The sequence below is a fragment of the Mycobacteroides chelonae CCUG 47445 genome, assembly GCF_001632805.1.
In the GTDB taxonomy this organism is placed as follows: Bacteria; Actinomycetota; Actinomycetes; order Mycobacteriales; family Mycobacteriaceae; genus Mycobacterium; species Mycobacterium chelonae.
Genome location: NZ_CP007220.1, coordinates 825,395 through 841,843 on the forward strand (window position 1 = coordinate 825,395; position 16,449 = coordinate 841,843).

General features: G+C 65.1%; 5 protein-coding genes and 1 pseudogene. 5 read left to right on the top strand and 1 reads right to left on the bottom strand.

From position 1 onward, the window contains the following. Window positions 1-20: 20 nt before the first annotated feature. Complete coding sequence (locus BB28_RS04155; RefSeq protein WP_046252635.1) at window positions 21-1,442, bottom strand: condensation domain-containing protein; 1,422 nt, start codon at window positions 1,440-1,442, stop codon at window positions 21-23. Between the two features lie 300 nt (window positions 1,443-1,742). Here BB28_RS04155 and BB28_RS04160 point away from each other — a divergent pair, with 300 nt between their 5' ends. From BB28_RS04160 to BB28_RS04180, 5 genes and pseudogenes are all read left to right on the top strand, one after another. Next, a complete protein-coding gene (locus BB28_RS04160) occupies window positions 1,743-12,866 on the top strand; it encodes a type I polyketide synthase (protein ID WP_046252636.1) in 11,124 nt (3,707 codons plus the stop codon). Window positions 12,867-12,976: 110 nt separating this feature from the next. Further along, window positions 12,977-14,254, top strand: coding sequence for an MFS transporter (locus BB28_RS04165; RefSeq protein ID WP_081252344.1), 1,278 nt, complete (start codon window positions 12,977-12,979; stop codon window positions 14,252-14,254). Between the two features lie 132 nt (window positions 14,255-14,386). After that, a pseudogene (locus tag BB28_RS04170) lies at window positions 14,387-14,623 on the top strand (DUF2252 family protein); the annotation flags it as partial. Window positions 14,624-14,685: 62 nt separating this feature from the next. Continuing rightward, window positions 14,686-15,663 (top strand): GlxA family transcriptional regulator, encoded by a 978-nt coding sequence (locus tag BB28_RS04175; RefSeq protein WP_046252638.1) that lies wholly within the window; start codon window positions 14,686-14,688, stop codon window positions 15,661-15,663. Continuing rightward, on the top strand, window positions 15,660-16,427 hold the full coding sequence (locus BB28_RS04180; protein WP_046252639.1) for a DJ-1/PfpI family protein: 768 nt from the start codon (window positions 15,660-15,662) through the stop codon (window positions 16,425-16,427). The genes BB28_RS04175 and BB28_RS04180 overlap by 4 nt, the downstream gene beginning before the upstream one ends. Window positions 16,428-16,449 lie beyond the last annotated feature (22 nt).

Consider the following 16,449-nt stretch of genomic DNA (forward strand, 5'->3'; position numbering starts at 1 on the left):
TCATTCTGATGTCGCTCAAGCTACGCGACGCGTCCCCAGTGACCGCTGTCCGCGACTCGCCCGCACACCGACTTCATGGCCTCCATGTAGCGCAGCGCCGACTTCTCGGCGATCGGGTTATCGGGATGCATGATCGCCATCGCTGTCCCTTCCCCGTACCGGAATATGTAGATGGTCAACTGGTAGGAGAATCGGCCGTCCGGATAGATGCCGATGTTGTCGGCAAGGCCCAGCTCGCCCGCCGCGAGGATGGCGTTGAGCGGAGCGGCGCCACCGTGGAAGAAGTTCGACACCGGAAAGTTCGGTTCCGGCCACTTCAGCCACGGCGCCAATTCCAGGACCCGGTAGTACGGCACCCGGGACATGTCCAGACTCGAATCGAAGGCGGTCTGTGCGGCGTACGCCGCATCGTTGAAAGAGGTTGCCGCGATCGGAACGGTGATCGGGATCAGGCCGGTAAACCAGCCTTGCGTCATGAAATTGTCGCTAGCTGTGCGCGAATCCCTCGGAGTCAGACCGTAATAGGTGACCGCCCCGGTGAATTCGTGCTCGACCAGGCCGAGGCAGGCGAACAGACCACCGACGAACCGTGAGCCGGCAGTTGAGCAGGCGGACTCGAATCGGTCCGTCTGCTCTGGGGTCATCAGCGACAGGGAGGTCATGGTGCTGGTGGTCGCTTCGGCCGGGTTGCCCAGTGGAAGCGGGAACTCGGGAAACGTCCCATTGTTGTTCTCAGCAAAGTCGATCCACGCGCGTACCCCGGGCGAATCCAGGGTCAATGCCGATGTGAACTCGCGTTCGCGAGTGCAGAAGTCGTCGAAGCTGCCGGCATCGGGAAGCGTGAGCGCCTGCCCGCCTCCGCTCAGCGCGGAGTACATTCCGTTGGCTTCCATCATGGTGGTGCCAATCAACGTCGCATCACCATGTACGTGGTCCATGGCGGCGAAGAACGTGAAGTGGTTCTCGCTCTGGATGATTCCAAAGGTGAAGCATCCCCATTCCAGTGGGCTCGGTATGTCGGTGACGTGGCTGCGTATTTCATCGACCGTCATATGCCCTTGTGTTACAGGCGCGAACTCGATTTCGCTTGGATCGCTGATGGAGTGCCGTACGAACGTCCCGTCCTCGGCGCGCTCGAACCAGCTGCGGAAGGTGTCATGCCTACGCAGGTATGCGTTGAGGGCATGGTCCATCGCGGCGATGTCGCACTGGCCCGCGACATCGCAGCTGGCGATTATTTGGCGCGAGAAGTTTAGGCCAGCTTCGTTCCGTTCGTAGTAATTTCGCAGATGTTGGCTCTGCATGTAGCTGACTGGCACCAAACTCACAGGTGCTTGCCGGGCGTTCTCGGCCGCGGCTGGGGTGGGGTGCCACGAGGTGACGGAGCCGGGGCTCAACGTCCATTCACCAAGTGCGCCAACAGTTATCGTGCCAATGCGCAAAGCGCCGTCCTCTCGCTCGGCCGGCCCCGCTCCGGCATCTCTCGTCGGTGGCCCAACATACCCTCGGTTTGACCGCGCAACGTGCGGTCGGTCGAGACCCGGAAACCCCATGCGCCACATGGCATACCGGGAATAACTAGAACTTGCTGTCCTAGTTACCACGAAGTTTGGGAACAACAGTGCGCACGATACTTGTTCGGCTAGAGTCGCGTTCGCACCCGCCGATGTCCAGAGTCACATTCTCGGTCCGACGATGTCGAGGGCCACTCTCCCCACCCGCCGACGCAAGGAGGCCACAGCATGGAATCCGCTGACCATCCGAACAATCCCGCCCCACGTTTTGCAATCATCGGATATGCAGCGCGTTTTCCCGGTGCCGCCAACGCGGACGAGTTCTGGGACGTGCTGCGTGAAGGCCGTGACGCGATATCGGAGGTACCCGCTGACCGGTGGGATGCCGATGAGTTCTTCGACTCTGAACCCGGAGCTCCCGGCAAGGTCGTAACCCGTCGTGCCGGCTTCGTCGATGACGTGACGGGATTTGACGCGCCGTTCTTCGGTATGTCGACGCGCGAGGTCAGGCTGATGGACCCGCAGCACCGATTGTTGCTGGAGATGGCTTGGCGGGCGGTGGAGCATTCCGGAATCGCCCCAACGGATTTGGCCGAGACCAATGCCGGCGTGTTCGTCGGTTTGGCCACCCATGACTACCTGGGAATGGCGTCCGATGAGCTGACTTTTCCGGAGATCGAGGCCTACATGGCCATCGGCACCTCCAATGCTGCGGCCGCCGGCCGCATCAGCTACCGGCTGGGGTTGCAGGGACCCTCGGTTGCCGTCGATACGGCGTGCAGCTCGTCATTGGTAGCAATTCATCAAGCGTGCCAAGCACTTCAACTCGGAGAGTGCGATCTCGCGCTGGCCGGCGGTGCGAATGTCCTGTTGACCCCGGCCACAATGATCACGTTCTCGCATGCGCACATGCTGGCGCCCGACGGCAAGTGCAAGACATTCGACGCGGCCGCGGACGGCTACGTGCGTGGTGAGGGATCCGGCGTCATCGTCATCAAGCGCCTTGAGGATGCAATCCGCGACGGTGATCGAATCCGGGCCGTGATCCGGGGCAGTGCGATTAACCAGGACGGCGCATCGGGCGGGTTGACGGTCCCCAATGGCGTTGCTCAGCAGCGTGTTATCGCCGATGCGCTCAAGCGTGCCGGTGTCGCGCCGAGTGACGTCGGGTATCTGGAGGCGCACGGCACCGGAACATCGTTGGGCGATCCGATCGAGGCCCAGGCCGCTGGCGCGGCCTACGGCATCGGCCGTGCGGCGAACGATCCGTTGTTGATCGGCTCAGCGAAGACGAACATCGGACATCTGGAGGCGGCCGCGGGTATCGCGGGGGTCATCAAGGTCGTGCTGTCACTCGAGAACGAATTGTTGCCGCAGCACCGCAACTTTCAGAATCCATCGCCGCATATCCCCTGGGACAGGCTCCCGGTGGAGGTCGTCAAGGAGGCCACCGCGTGGGAGCGCAACGGGCGCCCACGTATTGCGGGAGTTAGCTCGTTCGGGTTCGCCGGGACCAACGCTCACGTCATTCTCGAAGAGGCCCCGGTAGCGGCCGAGATCGAAACGGCCGAAGAGCCGGAGTCGACGGGAGACCGGTTCAGCATTCTGCCGCTGTCGGCGCGCACACCCGCCGCGTTGGTGCAGATCGCCGATCAATACCGCAGCTGGCTGAACGGGCACCCCGAGGCCACGTTGGCGGACCTGTGCTTCACCGCCGGAGTGGGGCGCGCACATTTGGAGCACCGCGCCGCGCTGGTGGTCAATTCCCGCGAAGCCGCCGTGGAGCTGCTCGGCGCCGTCGCCGATGACCGCCCGGCACCGGGTCTGGGGCGTGGGGAATCCCATGACACGCCCAAGACGGCGTGGCTGTTCACCGGTCAGGGCAGCCAGTACCCGGGCATGGCCCGTGAGCTGTTCGACACCGAGCCGGTGTTCGCCGAGACGCTGAAGCGTTGCGCGGCGGTGGTGGCCGATGTTCTCGAAAAGCCGTTATTGGATGTCATTTTCGATGTAGACGGTCCAGATGCCGAGGCGACGCTGCGGCAGACCGCCTATGCACAGCCCGCCTTGTTCGCAGTGGAGATGGGCTTGGCCCGGCTCTGGCAATCGTGGGGCTTCGAGCCGGATGTGGTGTTGGGGCACAGCGTTGGTCAGTATGCGGCAGCCTGCGTCGCGGGCGTGTTCAGCCTCGAGGACGGCGCCGCGCTGATGGCCGAGCGCGGCCGCTTGTTCGGCAGCTTGCCCGCCGGCGGGCGGATGGCAGCTATATTCGCTGCCGCCGAGCGGGTGGAGAGCCTGACTGACGATTTCCCCAGTCTGTCGGTTGCAGCTTATAACGGTGCCAATACCGTATTGTCCGGTCCCGCACAGGATCTGGAAAAGGCGGTGGCGGGGCTGGTCGCCGAGGGCATTCGGTGTGACTTCCTGGAGACCAGTCACGCGTTCCACTCGGCCTTGCTCGACCCGATCCTCGACGAGTTCGAGGTGTATGCCGGCAAGTTCAATTACAAGACACCACAACGGATCCTGATCGACAACCGCACGGGCACCGCGCTGGGTAGAAGTGTGAAACTGGACGGTGCGTACTGGCGCCGGCACGCACGTCAACCGGTGGAGTTCGCCAAGAGCGTGCGCACCCTCGCCGACATGAATTGCAAGGTGTTGTTCGAGATCGGCCCGCAACCGGTACTCACCGCCGCCGCGCTCCGCGCCTGGCCCGACCCGGCCACCGCGCCGCGGGCGATAGCCTCCTTGCGTCGAAACACCGCGGACCACAGGCAGATCACCGAAGCCGCTGCCGACGCGTACGTCCTGGGGCACCTGCCCGATTTCGGTGCGTTCCGGCACGGCCACGCGCGAAAGCTCGACCTACCCACCTATCCGTTCGAGCATCGCCAGTACTGGTTCAGTGATAAGCGAAACGCCGACAACCGCGACGCCACGAAGCAGCAACAGCCTGCTTCCGGGTCGCGCACCGAAGCCGTCCGTCTGCTCGAGGACGGAAAGATCGAGGAACTCGCGAACCTACTTGGCGGTACAAGCGGCGACCAGCAGACCCTGGCAGTCCTGACAAAGCTTGCGGCGCAACATAACCAGCAACGCACTACACAGACCATCGCGGACGATCGTTACCAGTTCCGGTGGGACAAGTCGCCCATGCCGCTCGCGGGTGCCGATACCAGCACGGCTACCACCTGGCTTCTCGTGGGTGATGTAGCCGGCGCGGCCGCGCCTCTGGTCGATGCGCTCACTGCGCGTGGACAGCAGTACCGGATTCTCGGGTTGCCGACGTCCGACGCCGACGAGCAGCAGCTTGCCGACGAGTTCCGTTCCGCGGTATCAGGCGATTCGGCGCTCCGCATCGTGCATGTCGCTGCCCTCGACGGGGGTGCCTCTTCGGCGCGGTCGCTGCTGCGGATGCAACACCAGATACTGGGCGGAACGCGGCGACTGTTCCGCGCGGCCGCCGCTGCTGAACTGCGGGCACCCATCTGGGTGATCACCCGTGGTGCCCAGCGCATCACCGATACCGACACTGTGGCGCCGGAACAGAGTGCCCTGTGGGGATTCGGCCGTGCGGCAGCCCTTGAGCTTCCACAGGTGTGGGGTGGACTCGCTGATCTGGCCGATGCCAGTGCCGCCGAATGGTCACAGTTCATCAGCCGTGCTTCCGCATCGAGCGATGCGGCGGCCAGGGAGGATCAGATCGCATTGCGCGATCAGTCGGTCTACGTTCCCCGGCTCGTGCGGCGGGAGAATCTGCCCAGCGGTACTCCGCTGGAAGTCCGCGACAACGCAACCTACTTGGTAACCGGCGGGTTGGGTTCGATCGGACTGGAGATCGCCGGTTACCTGGCCGCGCGCGGCGCGAAGAATCTGGTGCTGACGAGTCGGCGTGAACCGAACGAGACCGCGCAGCAGCGCATCGATGCACTGGGCGCTCAGCACGGCTGCGAGGTTCGGGTGGTCACCGCCGATGTCGCGGACGCACATGACGTCGCACGCCTGTTGGCGGGCGTGCAGGCCGACTTGCCGCCGCTGGCCGGCATTGTCCATGCCGCCGGGGAGATCGGCACCACCCCGCTCAGCGATCTCGACGACTCCGAAGTCGACCGCGTCTTCGCCGGCAAGGTCTGGGGCGCCTGGCATCTGAGCGAAGCAGCGGCCGACCTGAAGCTCGACTTCTTCATCAGCACCTCCTCCATCGCATCGGTGTGGGGTGGTTTCGGTCAGACCGCCTACAGCGCGGCCAATGCCTTCCTCGATGGACTTGCCTGGCGTCTGCGTGAACAGGGAATCGCGGGGACCAGCGTCAATTTCGGTCCGTGGACGGCAGGCATGGCCGACGCGGAATCCCGCGCGCGACTGGAACAACGTGGAATCAAGACGTTGTCCCCGTCCGATGCGCTGGCCGGCCTGGCGGATGTGGTGGCGGCCTCCCAGTCGAACGGCGGGGCGCAGGGCGTCGTCGCCCGCATCGACTGGACCCGTTTCCTACCGCTCTACCAGCAGGCCGGAAGGCGAGCATTCCTGGCGGAGTTGGAGCGCGAGGTGCCTTCGCATCTGGCCGCATCGCAGGGTGTCCCGCAGTCGGGCACGACGCAGCTGGTCGAACGGCTCGCGGGTGCTCCGGTGCAGCAGCGCAAGAAGCTTCTGACCGATTACCTGCGCGATGCGGTGGCCGAGGTGACGCGCGTGGATGTCTCGGAGATCCGCGAGGATGCGGGGTTCTTCGATCTCGGCATGGATTCATTGATGGCCGTCGAACTGCGCCAACGCATGGAACAGGGTGTGGGCAAGGAGATTCCGGTCACCCTGGTGATGGATCATCCGCGCATTTCCGATGTTGCCGACTATCTGCTCGGCGAGGTGCTGGGCCTCAGCGAGCAAGCCAAGCCGGCGCCGCAACGGGTATCGGCGGTCACGGATCGCACCGACGAGCCGATCGCGATTGTCTCGGTGTCGTGCCGGTTCCCCGGCGCGCCGGATCCCGAGGCCTTCTGGGAGGTGCTTTCCGGGGGCGTCGACGCGATTCGCGAGGTGCCCGAGGACCGCTTCGACATCGACGAGTTCTATGACCCGGATCCAGAGACCGCGGGCAAGACGTACACACGCTTCGGCGGATTCCTGGACGGTATCGATGGATTCGATCCCGAGTTCTTCGGCATTTCCCCGCGCGAGGCCGTCTGGATCGAGCCGCAGCAGCGACTGATGCTCGAAACGGTATGGGAGGGCTTGGAACGCGCCGGATACTCGCCGGCCGCGTTGCGCGGCAGCCGAACCGGCATCTTCGCGGGCGTGGGCGCCAACGAGTACGCACACCTGTTGTCGTCGGAATCGATCGACAAGATTGAGCCCTATTTCATCACCGGTAATGCGCTCAACGCGATATCGGGGCGTGTTGCCTTCGCGCTGGGATTCGAGGGACCAGCGGTCGCGGTGGACACCGCGTGCAGCTCTGCGTTGGTGGCGGTCCACCAGGCCGTGCAGGCCCTGCACTCCGGTGACTGCGATCTGGCAGTGGCCGGTGGTGTGAACGTTCTGTTGAGCCCGGTGACAGTCATTGCCGCCTCGCGCGCCAGGATGCTTTCGCCGGTCGGGCGCTGCAAGACATTCGATGCGTCTGCCGACGGCTATGTGCGCAGTGAAGGCTGCGGGATTCTTGTGCTCAAGAGATTGAGCGATGCGGAGCGCGACGGGGACCGGGTCCTGGCCGTGATTCCGGGTAGCGCGGTGAACCAGGACGGCGCATCCAGTGGACTGACCGTTCCCAACGGCGGGGCGCAGCAACGACTCATCGGAACGGTGCTTGCGCGTGCCGGTCTGGCGGGTGGGGACGTCGATTACCTTGAGGCGCACGGAACAGGTACCCCGCTGGGTGATCCGATCGAGGTGCAGGCGGCTGCCGCGGCCTACGGTGGCTCGCGTGAGGCAGACCGGCCGCTGCTGATGGGCTCGGTCAAATCCAACATCGGTCACACCGAATCGGCTTCCGGTGCAGCAGGTCTCATCAAAGTGGTGCTCTCGCTCCAAAACGGGGTGCTGCCGCAGAGTCTGCACTTCGAAAAGCCGTCCCCGCACATCCCGTGGGAGTCGTTGCCAGTTCGGGTGGTGGACAAGGCCATTCCATGGGAGCCCAACGGTCGGCCACGGCGCGCCGGGGTGAGCTCGTTCGGATTCACCGGCACCAATGCCCACGTGCTCATCGAAGAGGCACCGCGACGGGCAGTGGCGACGGATGAAGGTGGCCCCGACGAGACGGCCGCTACACCAGAAGCTCAGGGCGACAAGGTGAACGTCCTCCCGCTGTCCGCCAGGTCGCCGGAGGCGCTGGCTGCGGTGGCGCAGCGTTACGAGTCCTGGTTGAGCGCCCATCCAGAGGTCGACATCGAGGATGTGTGCCTCACCGCGGGGAGTGGGCGGTCGCACTTCGAACATCGTGCCGCTCTCGTCGTGGACTCGGTGGAGTCCGCGCGCGAGGGGCTGGCCGAGTTGGTTCAGAACCGGCTGCGCCCCGGCGTGATTCGTGGCGAGCACACGAATCATCCGACAACGGCATGGCTGTTCACCGGACAGGGCAGTCAATATCCCGGCATGGCGCGTGAGTTATTCGACGCAGAGCCGGTTTTCGCGGAGATCGTCACGCGCTGCGCGGAAGCCGTCAAGGACATCGTCGAGCGCCCCTTGCTGGAGGTGATGTTCGCCACCGATCGCGAGACGGGCGGAGAAGCCGGGAAGGTACTGCGGCACACGTCATTCGCGCAGCCAGCCATCTTCGCCGTAGAGATGGGTCTGGCCCGACTGTGGCAGTCGTGGGGCATTGAGCCCGACGTGGTGCTGGGCCATAGTGTCGGCCAGTACGCGGCCGCATGCGTCGCCGGAGTGTTCAGTCTGGAGGACGGTGCGCGACTGATCGCCGAGCGCGGCAGGCTCTTCGGCAGTCTGCCCGCGGGCGGGCGAATGGTGGCCGTCTTTAGCGACGCCAAGCATGTCGAACAGATCGCGAGTGATTTTCCGCGGGTGTCGGTGGGCGCCTACAACGGACCGAACACCGTGCTCTCGGGTCCGGGCGAGGATGTGGAACAGGCGGTCGCGCGCTTCGAGGAGGAGGGAATCCGGTGCACCTGGCTGGAGACCAGCCACGCGTTCCATTCCGAGCTGCTGGACCCCGTCCTCGACGAATTCGAGTCGTACGCAGCGCAAGTACAGTTCGCGACTCCCACGTTGCCGCTGGTGTGCAACCGCACGGGTGCGGTGCTGACGGCACAGACCCCGATCGACGCCCAATACTGGCGACGGCATTCCCGTCAGCCGGTGCAGTTCGCCGAGAGTGTGCGCACCGTGGCCGCGCTGGGGTGCTCGGTGCTGATGGAGATTGGCCCACAGCCGGTGCTGACCGGCGCCGCGGTGCAGGTCTGGCCGGAGCACTTGGCCGCTCCGCGGGCAATTGTCTCGCTGCGCAAGGGAGTCGGCGACCGACGCCAGATCGCCGAGGCACTGGCCGCGGCGTACGTCGGCGGCCATCGGCCCAATTTCGCCGCGCTGCAGCGCCACCCGCGTAATACGCTGGAACTGCCGACCTATCCCTTCCAACGCCGCCGCTTCTGGCCGAAGTCGTCCGGCGCCGCCATCGAAGGCGGAGGCGGCTTGTCCGCGGGCATCCTGGGTAGAGGCGAGGACCTTGCCTCCGGCGATTCCGTCTACATCAGCCGGTTGTCGGTCAGGTCGCAGCCGTGGCTGTCCGACCACGTCATCTACGGCACCGTCGTCGTACCCGGCGCAACGTATGCCGCGATGGCCCTGGCGGCCGTCGGCACTCCGGCACGGGCCAAGGATGTGTTCTTCTACGAGCCGATTATTTTGCCGGAGAAGAGCTCTCGTGAGGTGCAGCTGACGCTGCATCCGCTGGAGGATGGCAGTGGGTCGAAGTTCCAGGTGCACAGCCGTCCCTATGGCGAACGCGATGTTGACTGGTCGCTGAACGCTGAAGGCACCGTCGTGCCAGGTATCGATGACAGTGCCGACGATGCGGCCGGCCAGACCTCGGAGGCCGAGCCGGTTGACGCGGCCATCGAGCGGATGGAGCGCATGCGTCCGCACGAGCTGTTCGAAACCTTCGCTGATCTGGAACTGTCCTGGGGCCCAACCTGGTCCGGTTCTCTGAAGTCACTCTGGCTTGGTCAGGGTGAGGCCATCGGCGACGTCCTCGTCGGTGAGGAACTCGCAGAACAGCTCGGTACCGAGCCGATGCACCCGGTGCTGATGGATCTGTGCACCGGTGTGGCCTTCCCGGCGTTCCCGGCCCTGCTCGCGGCCGAGCAAGGCATCAACGATCTGTTCCTGCCCTTGCGGTATGGCCAGGTGACGTTGAAGGAAAAGATGCCACGGCGCTTCTACTGCCGGGCCCGGTGGCATGAGAGTGCCCTGGACAGCGAGACCCAGGTCTTCGATCTCGAATACCTGGATCGCGATGGCCGTCACCTCGGTGGGATTCGTGAGTTCACGGTGAAACGTGCGCCGCGCGAGGCATTGCTGCGTGGGTTGGGCGGCGATGCCACCCGCCTGCTGTACACCCTTGGCTGGCACGAGGTTCCGGTGCCACCCTCGGAGGACGGCACCGCGGCGGCAAGCGGTACCTGGTTGATCGCCGGGTTCGACGAGCTGGCGGCCAGGGTGCCGGGCTGCATCCCGTTCGATCGGACGAGTAATCCGGAACTTCTCGGACAGGTGCTGGCAGAGGCCAAGGAACGCGGCGTGCCGTTCTCCGGTGTCGTCTGGCGTGCCGCCGCACCGGGTGCGCAGGAGTCGAGCACGGATGAGATCGCGCGTCTGGAGACCGAGATCGCCAACCTGCTCAGCGCCGTGCACACGGTGCAGAACGGTGCACAAAATGGCGTGAAACTTCCCGATGGTCTCTGGATCGTCACCGAGCGCGCCGTGGCCACCGAGTCCGGCGAGCCGGTCGATCCGGTGCAGGCTTCCCTGTGGGGATTCGGGCGCACCACCATCAACGAGGAACCGGCGCTGCGCGCCAAGCTCGTTGATGGTGACGGCTCACCCGAGGCTGTCCAGGCGTTGGCGAATCTGCTGGCTACGCCAGTGGAGGAGCCGGAAATCGCTGTGCGGCAGGGTAAGCTGCTGGCCTCGAGATTGTTGCCGTGGTCACGCAGTGGCAATCTCACGGTGCCGCGCGGGAGTGACTACGCTCTGTTGCCCACCGAACGTGGTGCCATCGACAACCTGCGGATCACCGAGAAGGAAGTCGAGGCGCCGGACGAGGGATACGTGCAGGTGCGGGTGGAGGCCGCGGGTCTCAACTTCCGTGACGTGCTCAATGTGCTGGGTCTGTACCCGGGTGACCCGGGCCCGATCGGCGGTGACTTCGCCGGTGTCGTCACGCAATTGGGTGAGGGCGTCACCGAGGTCGCGGTGGGTCAGCGGGTCTATGGCTCCATGCAAGGTGCCTTCGCCAGCCGGTTCAACGCACCGGCTCAGTTCCTGGCGCCGATTCCGGATGGGGTCAGTGCGGTTGAGGCCACCACGATTCCCGCTGCTGCGCTGACAGTTCGGCTCGCCTTCGACTGGGCGCAGCTGAAGCCCGGCGATCGTGTGCTCATCCATGCGGCCAGTGGTGGTGTGGGATTGGCCGCGATTCAGATGGCGCAGCAGTGCGGTGCTGAGGTTTATGCAACGGCGAGCACCTTCAAGCGGGCGACCGTGCGCAAGCTCGGCGTGAAGTACGTGTATGACTCGCGTACAACCGATTTCGCTGACCAGATCCTCGCCGACACCGATGGGCATGGCGTTGACGTGGTGCTCAACAGCCTCACCAGCGAGGGGTTTGTCGAGGCGACTGTGCGGGCCACCGCCAAGAACGGCCGTTTCGCCGAGATCGCCAAGCGTGATATCTGGACTTCGGAACAGATGGCCGAAGCCCGCCCAGATATCGCCTACGAGATCGTCGCGTTGGACACCGTGATGTTCCAAGAGCCCGAACGTATTCGGGGCTTGCTGACGGAGGTTTCGGACGGTTTGGCCAAGGGGGAGTGGACACCACTGCCCGCGGAGATCTACCCGCTGACGGAGGCCAGGACGGCATTCCGCCGCATGCAGCAGGCCCGCCATATCGGAAAGATCGTGTGCCAGATGCCGAATCCGCTGGCACCACAGCCGGATCGGACCTATCTGATCACTGGTGGGCTGGGTGCAATCGGCCTGCACACCGCGTCGTATCTGGCTCAGCTCGGTGCCGGTGACATCGTGCTGACCAGTCGCCGTGCTCCAGATGTGGACGCGCAACGGTTGATCGAGGAGATCAGCGAGCGCTCCAAGGCCCGCATCCACGTCTTCACCGCCGATGTCGGCGAGGAGTCCGAGGTTGTGAAGCTGCTGGAGCGGATTCGGGCGGAGCTGCCCCCGCTCGGCGGCATCGCGCATCTGGCAGGCGTGCTCGATGACGCCCTGCTGGGTCAGCAGAGCGTCGAGCGATTCCGGACCACCTTGGCGCCCAAGGCGTTCGGTGCCGATTACCTTGACAGGCTGACGAAGGACGAGGATCTGGACTTCTTCATCGTGTCCTCCTCGGTGTCCAGCTTGTTCGGTTCGCCCGGTCAGTCCAACTATGCGACGGCCAATGCGTGGCTCGACGGTCTGATCGCCCGGCGCAGGTCGCAGGGCCTGCCCGCCACCGGCGTCAACTTTGGCCCCTGGGGTCAGGGAGGTATGGCCTCCTCGGAGGCGGCGACCGCGAACATCAGCGCGCAGGGCCTGATTCCGCTGGATCCCTCGGCGGCGCTCGCGGCTCTGGCCGAGGTCATCGCCAACGGCGTCGGCCAGGCCACCGTCATCAAGGCCAATTGGCAGCGAGCGGCGAAGGTGCTGGGCAGTTCGCGTCCGCCGATCCTGGACCTCGTGTTGCCGAGTGCCGTGGGCGAGGTAACCGGTGACAGCGAGTTGCTCAAGCAACTGATGGAGATACCGGTGCCGCAGCGGGCTGGTTTCGTGACCGAGTTCCTGCAGCGCGAGGTGCAGAACTTCTTGCGCCTGGCACAGCCGCCGGCCGCGACGAGCCGGTTCTTGGATCTTGGTACGGATTCGCTGATGGCGATCGAGCTGCGTAACCGGCTACACAGCCAGTTCGGTGGCAAGTTCACCATCAACGCGACGGCGGTGTTCGACTACCCGACCATCGGTGGGCTCGGGGAGTACCTCGTGGCGCAATTGCCGGATGCGGAATCCGAATCGCAGGAGGAACAACCCGCTGTGGAGGCTGCGCAGTCCGAGTCCGAGTCCGAGTCAGATACGGACACGGTGCCCGCACCATCTGACGAAGTATCCGAGCCGGCGAGGTGAACCCGTGGCCGTCCAGGTAAGTTAGCTAGCCTGGACGGCCACGGTATTTGTTGGCCGGTGATGAGTGGAGCGGGTGCGGCCTGAGTCGATTTTTTGCGGACATCACACCTCTGCGCAACGCCGATTTCCGGCGTCTGTGGCTGGCCGGAGTCGTCACGGTCATCGGCGCTGGGCTCACCCTGTTCGCGGTGCCGGTTCAGATCTATTCGCTCACCCACAGTTCGGCGTATGTCGGACTGACGGGCGTTTTCGGTTTGGTGCCGTTGGTGGTGTTCGGTCTGTGGGGCGGCGCGCTGGCGGACCGGATGGACCGGCGGACCCTGCTGATCATTACGGCCATTGGACTGGGTGTTTCTTCGGTGTTGTTGTGGCTGCAGGCCGCGTTATCCGTCGACAACGTGTGGGTGGTGCTGCGCCTACTCTCGGTGCAGCAGGCCTTCTTCGCGGTGAATTCGCCGACGCGCGCCGCGGCGATTCCGCGGATGCTTCCGCTCGATCAGCTGCCCGCCGCCAACGCGCTGAACATGACGGTCCAACAGTTCGGGTTCATCGCCGGACCGCTGCTGGCCGGGGTACTGCTGAAGTGGGTGGATCTGTCCACCTTGTATCTGATTGACGCCATCGCGTGCGTGGCGCCCATTTGGGCGACAGTTCGGCTGCACAGGATGCCGCCGAGCAGCGCGTCAAAAGATTTGCGCGCCAACACCTCTGGCCTTCGTGATGTCCTCGAGGGTTTCCGCTATCTGGCCGGGCACAAGATCGTCCTGATGTCCTTCGTGGTGGACCTCATCGCCATGATCTTCGGGATGCCGCGCATCCTGTTCCCGCAGATTGCCCACGAGGGGTTCGGCGATCCAGCCGACGGCGGCACCGTGATCGCGCTGCTGTCGGCCGCGATATCGGTGGGCGCGGTGATCGGCGGGGTGTTCTCCGGCTGGTTCCATCGGATCGATCGCCAGGGTCTGGCGGTGGTGATCAGCATCGTGGTGTGGGGGCTGGCGATGGTGGGTTTCGGGCTCACCGCACACGCGCCGCTGCTGTGGCTGTCGCTGGTTTTCCTGGTGATCGGTGGCATCGCGGACATGGTGTCGGCGGCCTTCCGGACAACGATCCTGCAATCGGTGGCAACGGACGATGTACGCGGTCGGTTGCAGGGTGTGTTCACGGTGGTGGTGGCAGGAGGGCCGCGGGTTGCCGACTTCGCGCACGGTGCGGCCGCCGCGGCCGTGGGTACGACGGCAGCCGCCGCCGGTGGTGGCGCTCTCGTAGTGGTGGGGGTGATCATTGCGGCGCTCCTCGTTCCGGTGTTTGTGCGGTTCCGGACGTCGGACGAGATCACAGCGGAGGATGCGAATGAGGCAGGCCAGGACAAGGTGCAACCCCAGTAGGTTTCACCCAGGGATGCTCTGACGCCAGTGCTCGCCGCGCAGAACACGTCCAGAATCCCGTCGCTGGTTCCGGTGCGCCGCGAGCGCATGTCGGAATCGCCGTTCGCGTTCTAGCGTGGGGCGGCCGCGGTCATGGCCAGTCTCACGGATCCCAACGACCTGGCGTTGTATCGGTCCCTGTGTGCGATGGCCCTCGCGCGTGCGCACGCCCAGTCGGGCGTGCCCGGGGTGATTGCGGGCTACCTCGGTGCGGGTGCCGATCCCAATGCTGCCGATGCGGCCTTCGCCGACGCCTACGTACGGGTCAATCGTGAGGATCACCAGCGGCTGCTCGATGCATCCGCGGAGCAGTGGCTGCCGAGCTCCTGATGTCCTAATTTGTGGGATACCCGACCTGGACGCCATTGCCCAGGTGGCGAACACTAAGAGGCGTGACGCGTTCGGTAGTGATTCTGGGTTTTCCGGGAGTTCAGGCCCTCGACCTGGTGGGGCCGTATGAGGTGTTCGCGACCGCGTCCCAGTACTTGACCGGTACCCCCGGCTACGACGTGTCGCTGGTATCGAGCAATGGGACTCCGATCGCCACCGGTTCGGGTATGGAGTTGGTCACCCGTCCGTTGCCAGATTCCAGCGCGGGATGCGACACCTTGGTCCTGCCTGGCGGCGTCGGCGTGCCTGCGGTTCAGCGGGACCCGGACGTCATGGACTGGATCCGCGCTTCGGCACGCTCCGCGCGACGGGTGGTCAGCGTCTGCAACGGTGCGTTCCTGGCCGCGGAGGCCGGCCTGCTCGACGGCTGCCGGGCCACCACCCACTGGGCTATCGCCGAGACCCTGGCTAATGAATTCCCAAGCATCACAGTCGATCCCGATCCGATCTTCATACGCAGCTCGGACAAGACGTGGACGGCGGCCGGGGTGACGGCGGGTATCGATCTGGCGCTGGCCCTCGTCGAAGACGATCACGGCGCGGAGGTGGCGCAGACGGTGGCGCGCTGGCTTGTTCTGTATCTGCGCCGCCCGGGTGGGCAGTCACAGTTCGCGGCCCCGGTGTGGATGCCGCGGGCCAAGCGCATGCCGATCCGCGATGTGCAAGAAGCTATCGAGGCGCAGCCCGGCCGATCACACCGAGTGCCTGAGCTGGCCCGCCTGGCCGCCATGAGCCCGCGGCATTTCACCCGGGTGTTCACCGCGGAAGTCGGCGAGGCGCCGTCGGCCTACGTGGAACGCATCCGTTCCGAGGCCGCGCGCCGTCAGCTCGAAGAGACCGACGACACCATGGTGGTGATCGCGGATCGCTGCGGGTTCGGATCTGCGGAATCTTTGCGCCGCAACTTTGTTCGCCGCATGGGCGTATCGCCCGATCAGTATCGCAAGACCTTCTATCGCACCGAAAGGGCTTCGTTATGACTCAAATCGCCATTGTGCTGTACCCGGATTTCACCGCACTGGACTTCATCGGTCCCTACGAGGTGTTGCGCTTCATGCCCGACACCGAAGTCCGATTCGTCTGGCACAAGCCCGGACCCATCACCGCCGATTCGGGCGTGCTGGTCATCGGTGCCACGCACTCGTTCGACGAGACCCCCGCACCCGATGTTGTGCTGGTACCGGGAGGGCCCGGAACGACCATGGCGGCCCGCGATGAAGCGCTACTGGAGTGGTTGCGCCGAGTGCATCCGACGACCGCGTGGACCACCTCGGTGTGCAGTGGTTCGTTGGTATTAGCGGCGGCCGGTCTGCTTGAGGGCCGGCGGGCCACGTCGCACTGGTCCACGCTGCCGCTGCTGAAGCCGTTCGGGGTGACCCCGGTCGGCGACGAGCGCATCGTGCGCGCGGATGGCGGCGGTGTGGTCACCGCGGCTGGGGTGTCCGCGGGTATCGACCTGGGGCTGTGGCTCGCGGGCCAAATCGCCGGGGAGGAGCGGGCCAAGGCGATTCAGCTGAGTATCGAGTACGACCCGCAGCCGCCCTTCGACTCCGGGCACATGTCCAAGGCCAGTGCCGCCACCAAGGCCACGGCGACCGCCGGGCTTGCCAAGGACACGTTCAAGCCAGCGGTCATCGCCGCGGGCGCGATGTTGTTGTGGGACGGCGCACTCTCGACGGTGCGCCGGAAAGGGAGCCGACGCCGGTCGCTCGACACCCGGGTGGACCCCCGACCTCGACCCTGACCAGGCGCCGTGTGGAGGGAGC

Coding starts and splice junctions, on each gene's coding strand:
- BB28_RS04160 (WP_046252636.1), top strand. CDS start 1,743: ATGGAATCCGCTGACCATCCGAACAATCCCGCCCCACGTTTTGCAATC.
- BB28_RS04180 (WP_046252639.1), top strand. CDS start 15,660: ATGACTCAAATCGCCATTGTGCTGTACCCGGATTTCACCGCACTGGAC.